Source organism: Microbacterium sp. LjRoot45, from assembly GCF_964253325.1.
Taxonomy (GTDB): Bacteria; Actinomycetota; Actinomycetes; order Actinomycetales; family Microbacteriaceae; genus Microbacterium.
The window spans coordinates 3,112,314-3,126,449 of the sequence record NZ_CAXUQM020000001.1; the positions used below are offsets into that span (position 1 = coordinate 3,112,314).

Annotated in this window: 15 protein-coding genes; 3 read left to right on the plus strand and 12 right to left on the minus strand. The window is 70.6% G+C overall.

Translation table 11 applies throughout. The annotated features are described in order from the left end of the window. The first annotated feature begins 35 nt into the window (after nucleotides 1-35). Nucleotides 36-1,133 carry a hypothetical protein gene (locus tag ACSQ18_RS14730; RefSeq protein WP_436038180.1) on the plus strand — a complete coding sequence of 366 codons (1,098 nt, stop codon included), beginning with the start codon at nucleotides 36-38 and terminating at the stop codon, nucleotides 1,131-1,133. On the opposite strand, the gene ACSQ18_RS14735 is transcribed toward ACSQ18_RS14730, so the two are convergent. After that, the gene (locus ACSQ18_RS14735) at nucleotides 1,122-3,218 is read right to left on the minus strand and encodes an MMPL family transporter (RefSeq protein ID WP_436038181.1); all 2,097 of its coding nucleotides are present in this window, start codon (nucleotides 3,216-3,218) and stop codon (nucleotides 1,122-1,124) included. The two genes, ACSQ18_RS14730 and ACSQ18_RS14735, sit on opposite strands and share 12 nt — an antisense overlap. Nucleotides 3,219-3,300: 82 nt before the next feature. Between ACSQ18_RS14735 and ACSQ18_RS14740 the strand changes: the two genes are divergently transcribed. Then, on the plus strand, nucleotides 3,301-3,810 hold the full coding sequence (locus ACSQ18_RS14740; RefSeq protein WP_436038183.1) for a MarR family winged helix-turn-helix transcriptional regulator: 510 nt from the start codon (nucleotides 3,301-3,303) through the stop codon (nucleotides 3,808-3,810). Nucleotides 3,811-3,856: 46 nt separating this feature from the next. Here the strand turns inward: ACSQ18_RS14740 and ACSQ18_RS14745 are convergent, their stop codons facing one another. The 3 genes from ACSQ18_RS14745 to ACSQ18_RS14755 form a co-directional block, all read right to left on the minus strand. Next, nucleotides 3,857-5,827, minus strand: coding sequence for a cytochrome c oxidase assembly protein (locus ACSQ18_RS14745; RefSeq protein WP_436038185.1), 1,971 nt, complete (start codon nucleotides 5,825-5,827; stop codon nucleotides 3,857-3,859). A 127-nt stretch (nucleotides 5,828-5,954) separates the two neighbouring features. After that, nucleotides 5,955-6,233 (minus strand): HU family DNA-binding protein, encoded by a 279-nt coding sequence (locus tag ACSQ18_RS14750; RefSeq protein ID WP_067165507.1) that lies wholly within the window; start codon nucleotides 6,231-6,233, stop codon nucleotides 5,955-5,957. A gap of 219 nt (nucleotides 6,234-6,452) precedes the next feature. Further along, nucleotides 6,453-7,061 (minus strand): TetR/AcrR family transcriptional regulator, encoded by a 609-nt coding sequence (locus ACSQ18_RS14755; protein ID WP_436038187.1) that lies wholly within the window; start codon nucleotides 7,059-7,061, stop codon nucleotides 6,453-6,455. Nucleotides 7,062-7,194: 133 nt separating this feature from the next. Between ACSQ18_RS14755 and ACSQ18_RS14760 the strand changes: the two genes are divergently transcribed. After that, a complete protein-coding gene (locus ACSQ18_RS14760; protein ID WP_436038188.1) occupies nucleotides 7,195-8,013 on the plus strand; it encodes an alpha/beta hydrolase in 819 nt (272 codons plus the stop codon). Between the two features lie 97 nt (nucleotides 8,014-8,110). Here ACSQ18_RS14760 and rpsN read toward each other — a convergent pair whose 3' ends face one another. The 8 genes from rpsN to ACSQ18_RS14800 all read right to left on the minus strand — a co-directional run bounded on the left by rpsN (nucleotide 8,111) and on the right by ACSQ18_RS14800 (nucleotide 14,114). Continuing rightward, the gene (gene rpsN / locus ACSQ18_RS14765; protein ID WP_144806591.1) at nucleotides 8,111-8,416 is read right to left on the minus strand and encodes a 30S ribosomal protein S14; all 306 of its coding nucleotides are present in this window, start codon (nucleotides 8,414-8,416) and stop codon (nucleotides 8,111-8,113) included. Nucleotides 8,417-8,420: 4 nt separating this feature from the next. Continuing rightward, the gene (gene rpmG / locus ACSQ18_RS14770) at nucleotides 8,421-8,591 is read right to left on the minus strand and encodes a 50S ribosomal protein L33 (RefSeq protein WP_005051772.1); all 171 of its coding nucleotides are present in this window, start codon (nucleotides 8,589-8,591) and stop codon (nucleotides 8,421-8,423) included. Further along, complete coding sequence (rpmB, locus tag ACSQ18_RS14775; RefSeq protein ID WP_047543954.1) at nucleotides 8,591-8,827, minus strand: 50S ribosomal protein L28; 237 nt, start codon at nucleotides 8,825-8,827, stop codon at nucleotides 8,591-8,593. Before rpmB ends, rpmG begins: the two co-directional genes overlap by 1 nt. Nucleotides 8,828-9,199: 372 nt before the next feature. Beyond that, a complete protein-coding gene (locus tag ACSQ18_RS14780; protein ID WP_436038190.1) occupies nucleotides 9,200-10,201 on the minus strand; it encodes an SDR family oxidoreductase in 1,002 nt (333 codons plus the stop codon). Between the two features lie 32 nt (nucleotides 10,202-10,233). Then, on the minus strand, nucleotides 10,234-10,905 hold the full coding sequence (locus ACSQ18_RS14785) for a DNA-3-methyladenine glycosylase (RefSeq protein ID WP_436038192.1): 672 nt from the start codon (nucleotides 10,903-10,905) through the stop codon (nucleotides 10,234-10,236). Then, nucleotides 10,902-12,344, minus strand: a complete 1,443-nt coding sequence (locus ACSQ18_RS14790; RefSeq protein WP_436038194.1) for a hypothetical protein — start codon at nucleotides 12,342-12,344, stop codon at nucleotides 10,902-10,904. Before ACSQ18_RS14790 ends, ACSQ18_RS14785 begins: the two co-directional genes overlap by 4 nt. Before the next feature lie 2 nt (nucleotides 12,345-12,346). Further along, nucleotides 12,347-13,177: a TIGR03943 family putative permease subunit gene (locus ACSQ18_RS14795; RefSeq protein ID WP_436038196.1), complete on the minus strand. Its 831-nt coding sequence runs from the start codon at nucleotides 13,175-13,177 to the stop codon at nucleotides 12,347-12,349. After that, nucleotides 13,170-14,114 (minus strand): permease, encoded by a 945-nt coding sequence (locus ACSQ18_RS14800; RefSeq protein ID WP_436038457.1) that lies wholly within the window; start codon nucleotides 14,112-14,114, stop codon nucleotides 13,170-13,172. Before ACSQ18_RS14800 ends, ACSQ18_RS14795 begins: the two co-directional genes overlap by 8 nt. Between the last annotated feature and the right edge of the window lie 22 nt (nucleotides 14,115-14,136).

Genomic DNA, 14,136 nt, shown 5'->3' on the forward strand with positions numbered 1-14,136 from the left:
GCTAGTTGTCAGCCGGGATTTCCTAGACTGACACGATGCAGGATGCGACGAGCGGGCCGGATGCCGCGGCGGAGACCCCCGTGGTCCCGACCCGCCGGCGTGCCCGTCGCCGTCCCGTCGCCTTCGATCTGACCGCCCTCGCCGTCGTCGGCGTGCTCCTGGCCGGCGCCCTCGCGGCCGCCGGGGCGGTCGTGTACCAGCAGCTCTACAGCCCGGCCGCCTTCGTGAGCCGCTACCTCGATCTCCTCGCCCAGGGGCGGGCCGCCGACGCCCTCGCCGTCCCCGGGGTGCGCGTGGAGTCCTCGCAGCTGGAGGCCGCCGGTCTTCCGACGGATGCCGCCGACGCGCTGCTCCGGGGCGCCGCCCTGGCCCCGCTCGACGCCATCGAGGTCGTCTCGACCGCCGAGAAGGACGGCGTGTCGACGGTCACGGTCGAATACGATGCCGGACCGCACCGGGCTCGGACGTCGTTCGCCGTCGAGCAGGCCGGCATGATCGGAGTGGCGCCCGCGTGGCGATTCGCCAAGACGCCTCTGGCCGTGATCGACCTCACGGTGCGCGGGGCGATGCAGTTCTCGGTCAACGGCTTCGAGATCGACAAGCGCCAGGTGCTCGAGGCGGGCGTCGACGCCGACCCGCTGGAGCCGGTGCCGCTGCTCGTCTTCTCGCCCGGCCTCTACTCGATCGCCGTCGACACCCCGCTGTCGACGAGCCCCGGCGTCGCCGTGCTGTCGGACAAGCCGCGGGCGGAGATCCCCGTCGACCTGCAGACGGAGGCGACGGACACCTTCACGGACGTCGTGCAGAAGGAGGTGGAGTCGTTCCTCGACACGTGTGCGACCCAGGAGGTGCTCCAGCCGACCGGATGCCCGTTCGGGTTCACGGTGCGCAACCGCATCGTCGACGTGCCGACGTGGTCGATCGCGGAGCAGCCCGTCGTGTCGATCGAGCCCGACGGCGCCGACTGGAAGATCACCCGGACGCAGGCCGTCGCTCACATCGAGGTCGACATCCAGTCGATCTTCGACGGTTCCGTGCGGCGCGTCGACGAGGACGTGCCCTTCTTCCTCGAGGGTGACATCACCGTGCTGCCGGACGGCACGGCATCCATCACCGTCTCGTCAACCGACTGACGCCGACACCGGTGCGGGAGCGGATGCCGCCGCGTCGGCGTCGCTGACGAGCGGTCGCCGGGGCCACCAGAAGCGGTCGCCGGTGAGGAACGCGAGCGCCGGGACGATGACGGTCCGCACGAGCAGAGTGTCGATCAGCACACCGATACAGACGATGATGCCGATCTGCGTCAGGGTGATGAGGGGCAGCACCCCGAGCACGGCGAATACCGCCGCCAGCAGGATGCCGGCGCTCGTGATGACGGCACCGGTCGCCGCCAGGGCTCGGATCATGCCGCGCGTCGTGCCGAGCGTGCGGGATTCCTCCTGCGCTCGGGTGACGAGGAAGATGCTGTAGTCCACGCCCAGCGCCACGAGGAACAGGAAGCTGAACAGCAGCACGTTGACGTCGATGGCGGGGAAGCCGAAGAGGGGCGTCTGGAACAGCCACCAGCTGGCGCCGACCGCCGAGAAGAAGCTCGCCACGACGGCCAGCAGCAGCAGGAGCGGGGCGACGAGGGCGCGCAGCAGCACGATGAGCACGATGAGCACCAGCACGAGGATCAGCGGGATGATGAGCGCCTGATCCCGGGCCTGTGCGTCGGCGACGTCGAGGGCGCGTGCGTCGAGCCCGCCGACCAGCGCCGTCCCCGATCCGACGTCGTCGAGCTGGGAGCGCATCTCCCGCACGGCGTCGAAGGCCTCGGCGGTCTCGGCGTCGGCGTTGAGCGTCACGTCGATGCGCACGAGGTCGCCGGACTCGTCGCCGGCGACGGCGGTGTCGACCCCGGTGAGTCCCTGCAGCGCGTCGACGGTCTCGGCCGCCTCCGCGCGGGGGGCCACGACGACGGCCGGCGAGGTCGTTCCCGCGGAGAACGCCTCCGCGAGGATCTCCTGGCCGCGCACCGCCTCCGGCTTCTGCAGGAAGCGGTCGTTCTGCGAGAGTCCGGTCTGCACGAAGAACATTCCGCTGGCGAGGGCTGCGAGGACGACGAACCCGGCGGCGGCGACCCAGCCCGGGCGGCGCGAGACCGCGACGCCGAGCTTGCCCCACGGGCTGCGCGAGATGGCATCCGGGGAGCCGAACCGCGGGACGTAGGGCCAGAACAGGCCCCGCCCGAAGAGCACGAGGGCGGCGGGGAGCACGATGAGCGCGAACGCCATCGCCACGACGATGCCCACGGCGCACGCGAGTCCCAGCGCGCGGTTGCCGGCGAGCTCGCCGAGGAGCAGGGTCGCGAGGGCCAGGGCGACGGTCGAGCCGCTGGCGAGGATCGCGGGCCCCGCTCCCCGCACCGCGCGGCGCATGGCCTCGCGGCGATCCTCGTGGAGCCGCAGTTCGTCGCGGTAGCGCGCGATGAGGAGGAGGGCGTAGTTGGTTCCGGCGCCGAAGACCAGCACCGAGAGGATGCCGGTGACCGACGCGTCGAGCTGCACACCGGCGGCAGCGGCGACGCGTCGGGCGACGATGCCTGCCGAGGCGTCCGCGACGCCGATCACGACGAGCGGAACGAGCCACAGCCAGGGGCTCCGGTAGGTGATCAGCAGGAGGATGGCCACGACGATGACGGTCGTGAGGAGGAGAGTGAAGTCGGCTCCCGCGAACACCGCGGCGACGTCGACCTCGAAGCCCTCGGCACCGGTGAGGTAGACCCGCACGCCGTCGAGGTCCTCGGCGGCGAGATCGCGGATCTCCTGCGCACGCTCGGCCTGCTTCTCGACGTCGGGCTCGGGGTCCAGCGGCACGACCAGGAGCGCGACCTCGCCGTTGTCGGCGACCTGCGCGGGCGGGATGAACCCGTCGGGAGTGAGGTCGACGAGCTCGCCGAAGGCCTTCGCGTCGATCGCGGCGCGCTGCTCATCGCTGAGCGCCCCGTCCTCGCCGGCGAACACGACGAGAGCGGACGTGCTGTCGGCGCCGGGGAAGTCCTCCAGCAGCTTCTCCACCTGGACGGACTCCGCCGAGTCGGGGAGCCCGACCGCGGGGGCGGTCTCGGCCTCCTCGGTGGAGCCCCAGGCGAAGAGGGCGCCGACGGCGGCGACAGCCAGGACGAGGACGATCCACGACGTGCGCGCGGACGTGATGAGGCGGAGGAAAGACGACATGAGGGCTCTCTCGCAGTGGATGTATCTCGCTAGCTTATCTAGCTACATGACAAGCTAGCGTATCGATGCCTACAATCAAAAGATGGCGGAATTTCGACCGCGTCCCTCCGACGACGATTCGGAGCGGATCACCCAGCCGGGGGGATTCCCCCTCCGGCCGGCGACGATGCTCCTGCGCGACTTCCTGGAGGTCAGCGAAGCGTTCGAACGCATGATGAGGCGAGAGCTCAAGGTCAACGCGACCGACCTCGAGATGATGGAGAACCTGATCGCCTCCGGGCCGCTTCCCCCGTCGGAGCTGTCCGAGCGACTCGCGATCTCCACGGCATCCATGACGACGGCGATCGACCGCCTCGAGGCGCTCGGGCATGTCACCCGCGAGCCCCATCCCACGGATCGGCGCCGCGTGCTCGTCGTTCCCACCGAGGACTCCCGCCGCGAGGCGATGTCGCTCCTGATGCCGATGATCCTCGCGATCGACGCCGAGATCGACCACTTCACCGACGACGAGCAGCGGGTCATCACCGACTACCTCACGCGCGTCGTCGGCACCTACCGGCGTCGCGTGACGGGCGACGACGCGGCGGACTGACCCGCTCCGACAACTCCCCCGGTTCGGTCACTCCGGCGGCCGACGCTCAGCGGCGGGCGTCGCGCTCGGCGAGCTCCGCGAGCCGCCGGTTGTAGTCCTCCAGCTCGGCGTCGCCCGTGCGCTCGGCCTGACGGTCGGCGCTGCGCTGCGCCCTCTCGTCGGAGCGGCTCCACTGCACGGCCACCACGATCGCAAGGATGAGCGTCGGGATCTCCCCGACCGACCACGCGATGCCGCCGCCGGTGTACTGGTCGGCCAACGGCGACGCGCCCCATGTGCGACCCATCGCACCGAACCACTCGGCCACGAAGAGGCCGGATGCCATCATGATCGCGATGCCGAAGAACGCGTGCATCGCCATGACGCCGATCAGCAGCACCAACCGGAACGCGTGGGGCAGGCGGTACGGCACGGGGTCGATCCCGACGAGCGACTGCACGAACAGGTAGCCGGAGATGAGGAAGTGGGCGATCATCCACTCGTGACCGAGGTGGTCGTACAGCGACCAGCGGAAGAGCTCGCTGTAGTAGAACACCCAGAGCGACCCGATGAACATCGCGGCGGCGAACAGCGGGTGCGTCACGACCCGGGCGAACGGAGTGTGCACGGCCCACAGCACCCACTCGCGCGCTCCGCGCGTGCCGTCGTCGCGCTTGCGCACGGCGCGAGCAAGGAGGGTGACCGGAGCGCCGAAGACGAGACACATCGGGATCGCCATGGACAGCAGCATGTGACCCACCATGTGCATGCTGAACAGGTAGTCCTGATACGCGTTGATCGGTCCGCACGTGACCCAGCCGAGCAGCAGGAGTCCGACGATCCACAGCACCGTGCGGTGCAGGGGCCACCGGTCGCCGCGGCGCTGCAGACGCCGCACCCCCGCCAGGTAGAAGAACAGGCCGAACCCGACCGCGAACGCCCACAGCGGATCGACGTCCCACGACGTGAACCAGCGGTCGATCGTGAGCTCCGGAGGAAGCGGGGCCCCCGTCAGCACCTCGGCGGGCGTCTGCACGTCGGGCAGCGAGGTGTCCACGGCGGGCGGCGTGCGGGCCAGGGCGGCCGCGGCACCGCTCGCGATGCCCATGAACGCCAACTCCAGCGCGATGAGGCCCCAGAACACGCGGGATGCGGCATCCTCCGCGATGCGCGCGATCAGACGCCGGCGGTACCAGGCGCCGAGCACGCCGATCGACAGCAGGGCAACGATCTTCACGAGCAGCAGCGCCCCGTACGGGGTGGCGAGCTGCGCGATCCCCACGCCGCCGGCCACCGCGCGGACGGTGCCCGACAGCGCGACGACGACGAAAGCCGCGAGGGCGATGCTGGAGTAGCGACCGAGCACCGCCGCGACGCCGCCGCGGTCGAGGAGGGGACGCACGACGATGAGCAGCAGCAGTCCCCCGAGCCACACGGCGGCACCGATGACGTGCAGCGCGAGCGCCATGACGGCGGTGTTGTGGTTCGCCTCCTCGCCCGAGTGGCCCTGCGACGCCATCGGGATCAGGGCGGCCACGGCGAGGACGCCGACGATCAGCGTGGTCGTCCAGCCGCGCACGGCGAACGTGAGCACGGTGAGCACCGCGCCGGCGATCGTCGTCAGCAGCCAGGCTCGGCCGAGATCCGTGTCGACGAGGAAGCGCCCCAGCTGCTGCCCGAACTGCGCATCGGCGCTGGGGGCCTGGTTGTAGACGCTCAGGAACGTGAGGAAGGCCGTGATGGCCGCGCTGATCGTGAAGCCCGCGGCAGAGACGGATGCCGTGTCGAGCGCCGCGTCGAAGGGGCGCTCCCCCGCGCGAAGGGAGAACAGCGCGAGGACGAGTGAGCCGATCATCCCCGCTGCCGTCAGGTTCACGACCAGCTTGACGGCGGGGAGCCCCCACCGCACGATGGGCCCGGGGTCTCCCACGACCAATGGCGCGGCCCCGCCGCCGTACGCCAGCCCGAGCAGCAGGGTCACGAGCGCCGCCGCGGCCAGGATCACCGGCCCGGCCAGCCGGAGCGCGCGGGAGTTCACTCGTCCAGCGTAGTTCGGTGCGGGCGGGCCCCCGACCGCTCACGCCGCTCACCTCGCGCGGGAACGACGAAGGGGGATGCCGGATGGCATCCCCCTTCTGTGCAGGAATCCTGCAGCGGCAGCAGTCTTACTTGACGGCAGCCTTCAGCTTCGAGCCCGCGGTCACCTTGACGCGCTTGCCCGCGGGGATCTTGATCTCCGCACCGGTCTGCGGGTTGCGGCCCGTGCGAGCCGAGGTCTCGACCTGCTCGAACGCGATCCAGCCGGGGATGGTGACCTTGTCACCCTTGGCGACGGCCTCGGAGACGGTCGAGAACAGCGCGTCGAGCACGCCCGAGACGGCGGACTGGCTCTGGCCCGTCGCGGAAGCGATGCTGGCGACGAGCTCGGTCTTGGTGATGGCCATGGGGTTGTCCTCCAGACGGCGAGGGGCCGCCTTCAGTTACTTCGGACCGAGCGGCTTGCGCCGTCGGCTGGTCGGTTGGACCGCCCCCGAATATACCTACGATGCGCGTGATTCCGCGGATTTCCGCCCTTGAACCGGCAGTTTGGGCGGCGTGTCGCCCCGATTCGGGCCGAAAGTGACGATTTGCGAAGCTTTCGACGCCCGTGGGAGGGGATGCCGTCAGCGGCGGTGCGCGTCGATCACCGTGCGCGCCGACTGCGCGAAGACCGGCGCGACCACGTCGGTGCCGTCGAGATAGCCCCCGACGAGGGCGGCGTCGCGCAGCAGCACGAGCGCGCCCGCGACCTCGTCCGGGCCGCGGAGGTCCGCCGCGGCGGCGAGGTCGCGCAGGGTCGTGCGGAACCAGTCGCGATGGGTCGCGATGAGCGAGCGCACGGGTCCCTCGTTGGGGTATTCGGCCGCCGCATTGATGAAGGGACACCCGCGCGTGTGCCGGTGGGCGATGTCGGCCTGGATGCCGGACACCACCAGGTCGAGCATTCCGTCGGGCGCAGCGCCCGCGGCGGCGGCCTCAGCGGCGGCCTCGGCGAAGAGGGCGCGCAGCCCGGCATCCTCCCCCTCGAGGTAGGCCAGCACGAGGTTCTCCTTGCCGGAGAACTGCTTGTACAGGGTCGCGCGCGTGACCCCGGCGACCTCGATCACGCGGTCGACGCCGACGGAGTGGATGCCCTCCCGGTAGAAGAGCGCGGTCGCGGCCGCGAGGAGCCGGTCGCGGGCGGACAGGCCGGAGGCGGCGATGTCGCCGACGGCGACGGGTGCGGAGCTCATAGTCACATTCTCGATCATTCGGGGAATATCCTTGTGTAGATAGAACGTTCGGTCTACCATCAGGATACATCAGCCGGGAACAACCGGCTCCCCGAGCCACACCGACACGCACCACTCGACCAAGGAGCACGACATGACCACCTCGACCAAGACCCCCATCGTCCTCATCCACGGCCTCTGGATGACCCCGAAGAGCTGGGACACCTGGGCAGACCGCTTCCGTGCCGCCGGCCACGACGTCATCGTCCCCGGATGGCCCGGCATCGACGACCGCACCGTCGACGACATCCGCCGCCACCCCGAAGCTCTGAAGGGCATCGGCATCCGCGACATCGTCGACCACTACGAGCGCATCATCCGCGCGCTGCCCGAGAAGCCCATCATCATGGGTCACTCCTTCGGCGGCCTCTTCACCCAGATGCTCGCCGACCGCGGACTCGGCGTCGCCTACGTGGGCGTCACGCCCGGTCAGCCGGCGGGCATCACAACACTGCCGCTGTCGACCCTGTGGACCGGCACACCGATCCTCGCCAACCCCTTCGACAAGAACGGCGCCAAGCCGCTCACGAAGCGTCACTTCCACTTCACGTTCGGCAACGACCTGGACCGCGCCGCCTCCGACGCCCTGTGGGAGGAGTTCGCGGTCAACTCGTACAACCGTGTGTTCTTCGAGGGCGTCGCCGGCGCCTTCAACGAAAAGGGCGGCGCCTCGCACGTCGACTACGGCCGCACCGACCGGGCCCCGTTGCTCGTCATCGCGGGCGAGATCGACCACGTCGTGCCGCCCGCCATCGCCCAGGCCATCGTGAAGAAGTACCGTGCGACCGGCAGCCCCGCCGTGGTCGACTACCGCGAATACCCCGGACGCAGCCACCGCATCGTCAGCCAGGACGGTTGGGAAGAGGTCGCCGACTTCGCGCTCGAGTGGGCCACCGCCCACGCCGCCGCCTGACGGCATCCGTCACGTCCCCCGCGACGAGTCCGCATCCGGGAACGCCGAAGGCCGGAACCCCCGAGAGGGTTCCGGCCTTCGTGTGCTGTGCGGGTGCTTACCAGCTGGACTTGGTCACGCCGGGCAGCTCGCCACGGTGCGCCATGTCGCGGAAGCGGACACGCGAGATGCCGAACTTCGAGAGGTGGCCACGGGGGCGACCGTCGATGGCGTCGCGGTTGCGAAGACGCACCGGCGACGCGTTGCGCGGCAGCTTCTGCAGGCCGACGCGGGCCGCCTCGCGGGCCTCGTCGGTCGCGTTCGGGTCGACGAGGGTCTTCTTCAGCTCGGCACGCTTCTCGGCGTAACGGGCGACGACCTCCTCGCGCTGGTTGTTGCGCGCGATCTTGCTCTTCTTGGCCATGAGATCAGCGCTCCTCTCGGAATTCGACGTGCTTGCGGATCACCGGGTCGTACTTCTTCAGCACGATGCGGTCGGGGTTGTTGCGGCGATTCTTGCGCGTCACGTAGGTGTACCCCGTGCCGGCGGTCGAACGCAGCTTGATGATCGGACGGACGTCCTGAGCCTTCTTCGCCATTAGAGCTTCACACCCTTCGCGAGGAGGTCCTTCACGACCGACTCGATGCCGCGGGCGTCGATGACCTTGATGCCCTTAGCCGAGACGTTCAGCTTGATGTTGCGACCAAGCGAAGGAACGTAGTAGGTCTTCTTCTGCACGTTCGGGTCGAAGCGGCGCTTCGTCCGGCGGTGCGAGTGCGAGATGTTGTGACCGAAGCCGGGAACTGCTCCAGTCACCTGGCACACTGCTGCCATAGTGATGTCTCCTTAGTACCGTGAGGCCGGACGGCCCCACCCAAGATCCCTTGTCTGCATTTCGCACGCGGCCAAACCCCGCCCGGATGCACCGGCCGTTGAACGAGAAGCGAGTCGAAACGCGAACTGCGTGCTGGAGTGCGCGCAGACGAAGAGTCAGTCTAGCACGGGGGGCGTGTCGGCCGTTTCGTCTCGCTCCGCTCGCTCAACGACCGGGGGGCGTGTCGGCCGTTTCGTCTCGCTCCGCTCGCTCAACGACCGGGGGCTCGGCGTCGTGTGGCCGTTTCGTCTCGCTCCGCTCGCTCAACGACCGGGGGGCGTGTCGGCCGTTTCGTCTCGCTCCGCTCGCTCAACGACCCGTGGCGGCGGCGCTCACCGGCCGCGCGGTCGGTGCCGCTCGACGAGCACCTCGACCAATTCCTCGTAATGGGCGTCGACGGTCTGCGCCTCGGGGTGCGCGTCGTACCAGTCGACGATCTCCCGCGCCCCGCGGGCGAACGGCACGGTGGTGCCGAAGCCGGGCACGATCCGCGAGATCTTCGACGTGTCGAAGACCGCCGAGTGCGTCTTGTCCCCGAGCAGAGACGCGCCCCACTCGGCATCCAGCGCCGCGATGGCCTCGGACGGCACGTGCACGAGATCGGGCTCGGCCACCCCGGCGGCGTGGGCGAGCTCCGTGTAGATCTGATTCCACGTCGGTGCCTCGCTCCCGGTGATGTGGAAGGGCTCCCCGATCGCGTCGGCGCGCCCGAACAGACCGACGAACCCTCGCGCGAAGTCGGTGCTGTGCGTGATCGTCCACAACGAGGTGCCGTCGCCGTGGACGATGACGGGCTTACCCGCCCGCATCCGCTCGATCGCCGTCCAGCCGCCGTCGATCGGGAGCAGCGTCGCGTCGTAGGTGTGCGAGGGGCGCACGATCGTCATCGGGAAGCCGGTCTCCCGATAGGCGGCCACCAGCGCGTCCTCGCAGGCGATCTTGTTGCGGGAATACGCCCAGTGCGGGTTGCGCAGCGGCGTGGACTCCGTGATCGGCAGGTGCGTCGGCGGCGTCTGGTACGCCGACGCGGAGCTGACGAAGATGTACTGGCGCGTCCGCCCGGCGAACAGACGCAGGTCGGTCTCGATGTGCTCGGGCTCGAACGCGAGGAACTCCGCCACGACGTCGAAGTCGAGGCCCTCGAGGGCCGCGCGCACCGACGCCTCGTCGCGGATGTCGCCCGTGTGCACGATCGCACTGTCCGGCACCGCCCGGCGCTGCTCGCGACCGCGGTGCAGCAGATGCACCTCGTGCCCCTGCGCGAGCGCCTCCGCGACGCACGCCGTGCTGATGATCCCGGTACCGCCGATGAACAGAACACGCAGCGCCGACATGGCTCTCCCTCTTCGCAGACTCTCCCCCAGCATCACACGTCGGCAGCGGGGGCGGCACCGCGACCCCAGCGGAACGCGGACACCGTGGCATCCCCCGGGATCCAGAACCGCCACGGGAAGGCATCCGTGCCGGCGACCCCGGCCACTCCCACGCGAGGTCCCTTGGAGACGTCGGCGAGCGGAGCCGACGGGAGGTACAACCGGGCCGCCGCCCCCTCTTGCGGCGCACCCGTGACGGCGTCGATGCCGTCGTGGCGCGGATGCCGCAGGCCGACGGCGTCGCCCAGCCTCCCCGGGCCGCGCGCGAGGTCACGCGCGGAACGCGCCGCCGGGCGCCGCGCGACCGCGGCATCCTGTCCCTCGACGATCTCACCGCCGCGCAGCAGGATTCCGCCCGCGACGCCCTCGGGACCGGTCACGACGTTGACGCAGGAATGGATGCCGTGGCTGAGGTAGACGTACAGGTGGCCCGGCTCGCCCCACATCGTGGCGTTGCGGGCAGTCGGCCCCATGCGGGCGTGGGAGCCGGGATCGGCCACGGGACCGGTGCCCCGACCGTGGTACGCCTCGACCTCCGTGATCCGCACCGCGACAGTCGCACCGTCGACGGTCGTCCGCAGGAGCCCGCCGAGCAGCCGAGGCGCCACCTCGAGCGGGAGCCCCCGGAGCGCCTCCCGCGTCGCGGGCACGAGGTCGGTGGTCATGGCCGCGGGGCCGACTGGCACCACGAGACGTCGAAGCCGCGCAGGGCGACGACCTCCTTGCCGTCGGCGAGCGAGACGACGTGCGTCTGCAACCGCTCGGGCAGCGGCAGTTGGTAGCCGTCGTACGGGTTGTCCACGATCTCCGGCGCCACCAGGAAGGCGGCGTACCGGCCGCTCGGCGAGACGCACGCCTGCATGAGCGTCGCGTCGGCGGCGACGTCGAAGACCGTGCGGGCCTCCCCGTCGGCGTTCACGACGGCGACCGAGGTCGACTCGACGGTGATCCCCGCGTCGTCGAGCTTCGACAGCACGCGCACGGTACCGCCCGAGCCGTCCGGGAGTCCGATCACCGACCAGGCCTGGCCGAGGGCGGGATCCGTGGGCGGGAGGTCCCGCTCCTCCGCCGTCGCCAGGTCGATCGCGACGAGGCCGTCGACCCGCTCGACGATGGCCGTCGCCGAGCCGCGCGCGATGCCATCGATCGCGATCGCGTTGCCGAACGACACGGGCGCACCGCCCGGGGTGACGAGGGTCAGCGCGCCGTCGAACGTGAGCATGAGGAGGCTGTCGGTGCCGGGCACGAACCGCCAGTCGTCCACGCGCGAGTCGCCCCCCTCGCGCTCCACGAGCGTGGGAGCCTCGTCGCCGCGCGACGCCGACAGGGATGCCGTGAACAGCGCCGCCTCCCGCCCCGACTCCGCGTCGATACCGGCATCCGTGAACAGGTAGCCGATGAGGTTGCCGCGGTCGGCGCTCTGCAGGTCGGTGACGGTGCCGTCGCCGGGCAGGGGGAGCTCACGCCGCCCCTCGCCCTCGAGGTCGGTGACGACGAGGTGGGACAGACCCGCGTCGTCGACGGTGGACATGACGAGGTGCCCCGCGGTGGCGCGGAAGTCCTCGATGTGGGGGTCGGTGAAGACGGGCACGGCGGCGTCGCCGGCGAGGTCGGTGCGGAAGACCGTGTCGCCGCTCTCGGCCCGCTGCAGGATGTACACCTGCAGCGGCGGCGTCGCGAGCGTCTTCTCGATCGTCACGACGGGGCCGCCGCCGAGGCCCGTGACGCCGTCGATGCGCACGGTGTACTCGGTGTCGTCCCACAGCGGCAGAGCGAAACGCAGCCCGACGCTGCGGCCCGACGTGTCGACCGTGAAGTCCGCCGCCGGGGTGACGGTCACCTGCGACGGGTCGATCTCCTCGAGCGACTGACTCGTCGTGAAGATGACGCGCGACCCGGATGCCGTGACCGCCGCGGTCGGATCGAACTCGACCGACGTGACCCGCGGCCCCTGCGCCGTCGTCAGTGCCGCCCCGCCCAGCGCCACCGCTGCGAGGACGCCGACGACCACCGCGAACGCGACCGCGAACGCCCGCCCGCGGCGACGGCGGGTGCGGGCGCGGCGGGTGGCGTCGGGGGTGCGCGAACGGGCGTCGGTCGTCACGGTCAGTACTCGTAGGGGTCGCGGGGCTCGTCGATCGTGTCGACCGACGTCGCCTGCACCTGCAGCCGGCCGTCGATGTCGCGGATGGTTCCCGTCACGGTCACCCATTGCCCCGTCGGGAGATCGGCAGGCGCAGCGGATGCCGCGGCATCCGTGATCGGCACGCTCGCCGGCTGGGCGTCGATCACGCAGTGCGTGATGACGAGACGGGTGAGTCCGAACCCGGCGTCGGAGGGGGTGACGAAGCCGGTGAGGGTGACTTCGTCGCCGTCGAAGGCTTCGGGGTTGGTGGCCGTCGCGAACACGCTCGCCCATTCGCCGACCCCGAACGACGCCGTGTCTCCGGTCGCGGCGAGGGCGACGGTGTCGGCGCCCTGGAAGAGGGGCGGGGCTCCCGTGTCGCGCGACATCGCCAGTTCGGCCGACAGCGTCGCGGGCGGGACGAGCACGATGGCGGCGACGATGCCCGTCGCGAGCACGCCGCCCGCGCCGATCGCCGCGCCGCCGAGCACCGCCGCGGGGCGGAGCGGTCGGCGGGTGTCGTGAGCGTGGTCGTGGTCGTGGTCGTGGTCGTCGTCGGTGTGGTGGCCGTGGGCGCCCGCATCGCCGTGGTCGTGGCCGTGGTCGGCCTCGGCGCCGAGCGGCAGGGCGAAGCTCACGATCGACCCCAGCAGCACGAGCACCGACATCGACACCGCGAACCAGTTCGACGACGGGTTGATGTAGAGCGCGAGCTGATCGGTGACGGCGAGCGCGATCGTCACGGCGGCGAGGCCCGACGCCAGTCCCACGCCGAGCAGGCGCGTTCCGAAACGGCCGAGGAGGTCAGACAAGGAGGTTCACCACCCCTCCGACGGCGATCGCGAAGAGCACGATGACGACCACGAGCGCGGCGAGCACCTTCGTACGGAACGTCGTTCGCAGCAGCGCCAGCATCTTCACGTCGACGAGCGGACCGACCAGCAGGAACGCGACGATCGACCCGGGAGTGAACGTCGAGGCGAACGACAGCGCCACGAAGGAGTCGACGTTCGAGCAGATGGAGACGATCATCGCGAGCGCGATCATCGCGACGATCGACAGCACAGGGTTCGAGCCGATCGCCAGGAGCGCCTCGCGCGGCACGATCACCTGCACCGCACCGGCGAGGGCCGAACCGATGACGAGGGCCGGCATGACGGCGCGGAGCTCCACGACGAACTGCGCGAGGCTGCGGCGCCCCCGTCCGCCGCTCTCGGTCTCGACGATCTCGCACGTCGCGCGGAAGCGGTCGGTGAGCAGCCCGTCGGGGTCGGGGTGGCGGCTGTAGAGCCAGCCGATGAGGTTGGCGACGACGTACCCGCCGACGAGGCGCGCGATGAGGATGCCGTCGTCGAACCCGAACGCCTGGTGCGTCGTGATGATGACGATCGGATTGACGATGGGCGCGGCGATCAGGAAGGTGAGCGACTCGGGCACCGTGAAGCCGCGCATCAGGAGGCCGCGCGCGAACGGTACGTTGCCGCATTCGCACACCGGGACGAGCATGCCCAGCAGCGACAGCACGGCGCGGCGACCCCAGGGGTTGCGTGGCATCCATCGTTCTATCGCCCCCGGCGGCACCCACACCTGCACGACGATCGACAGCATGACGCCCAGCACGACGAACGGCAGCGACTCGATGAGCACGCTGAGGGCGAGGGTCAGGCCGTCCTGCGCCCGCGTGGGCAGCTCCGGCCCGGGTGCGAGGAGCGCGAGCGCCAGGATCGCCCCGACGACCCCCACTCCCACGGCGACCGCGCCCGCTGTGCGC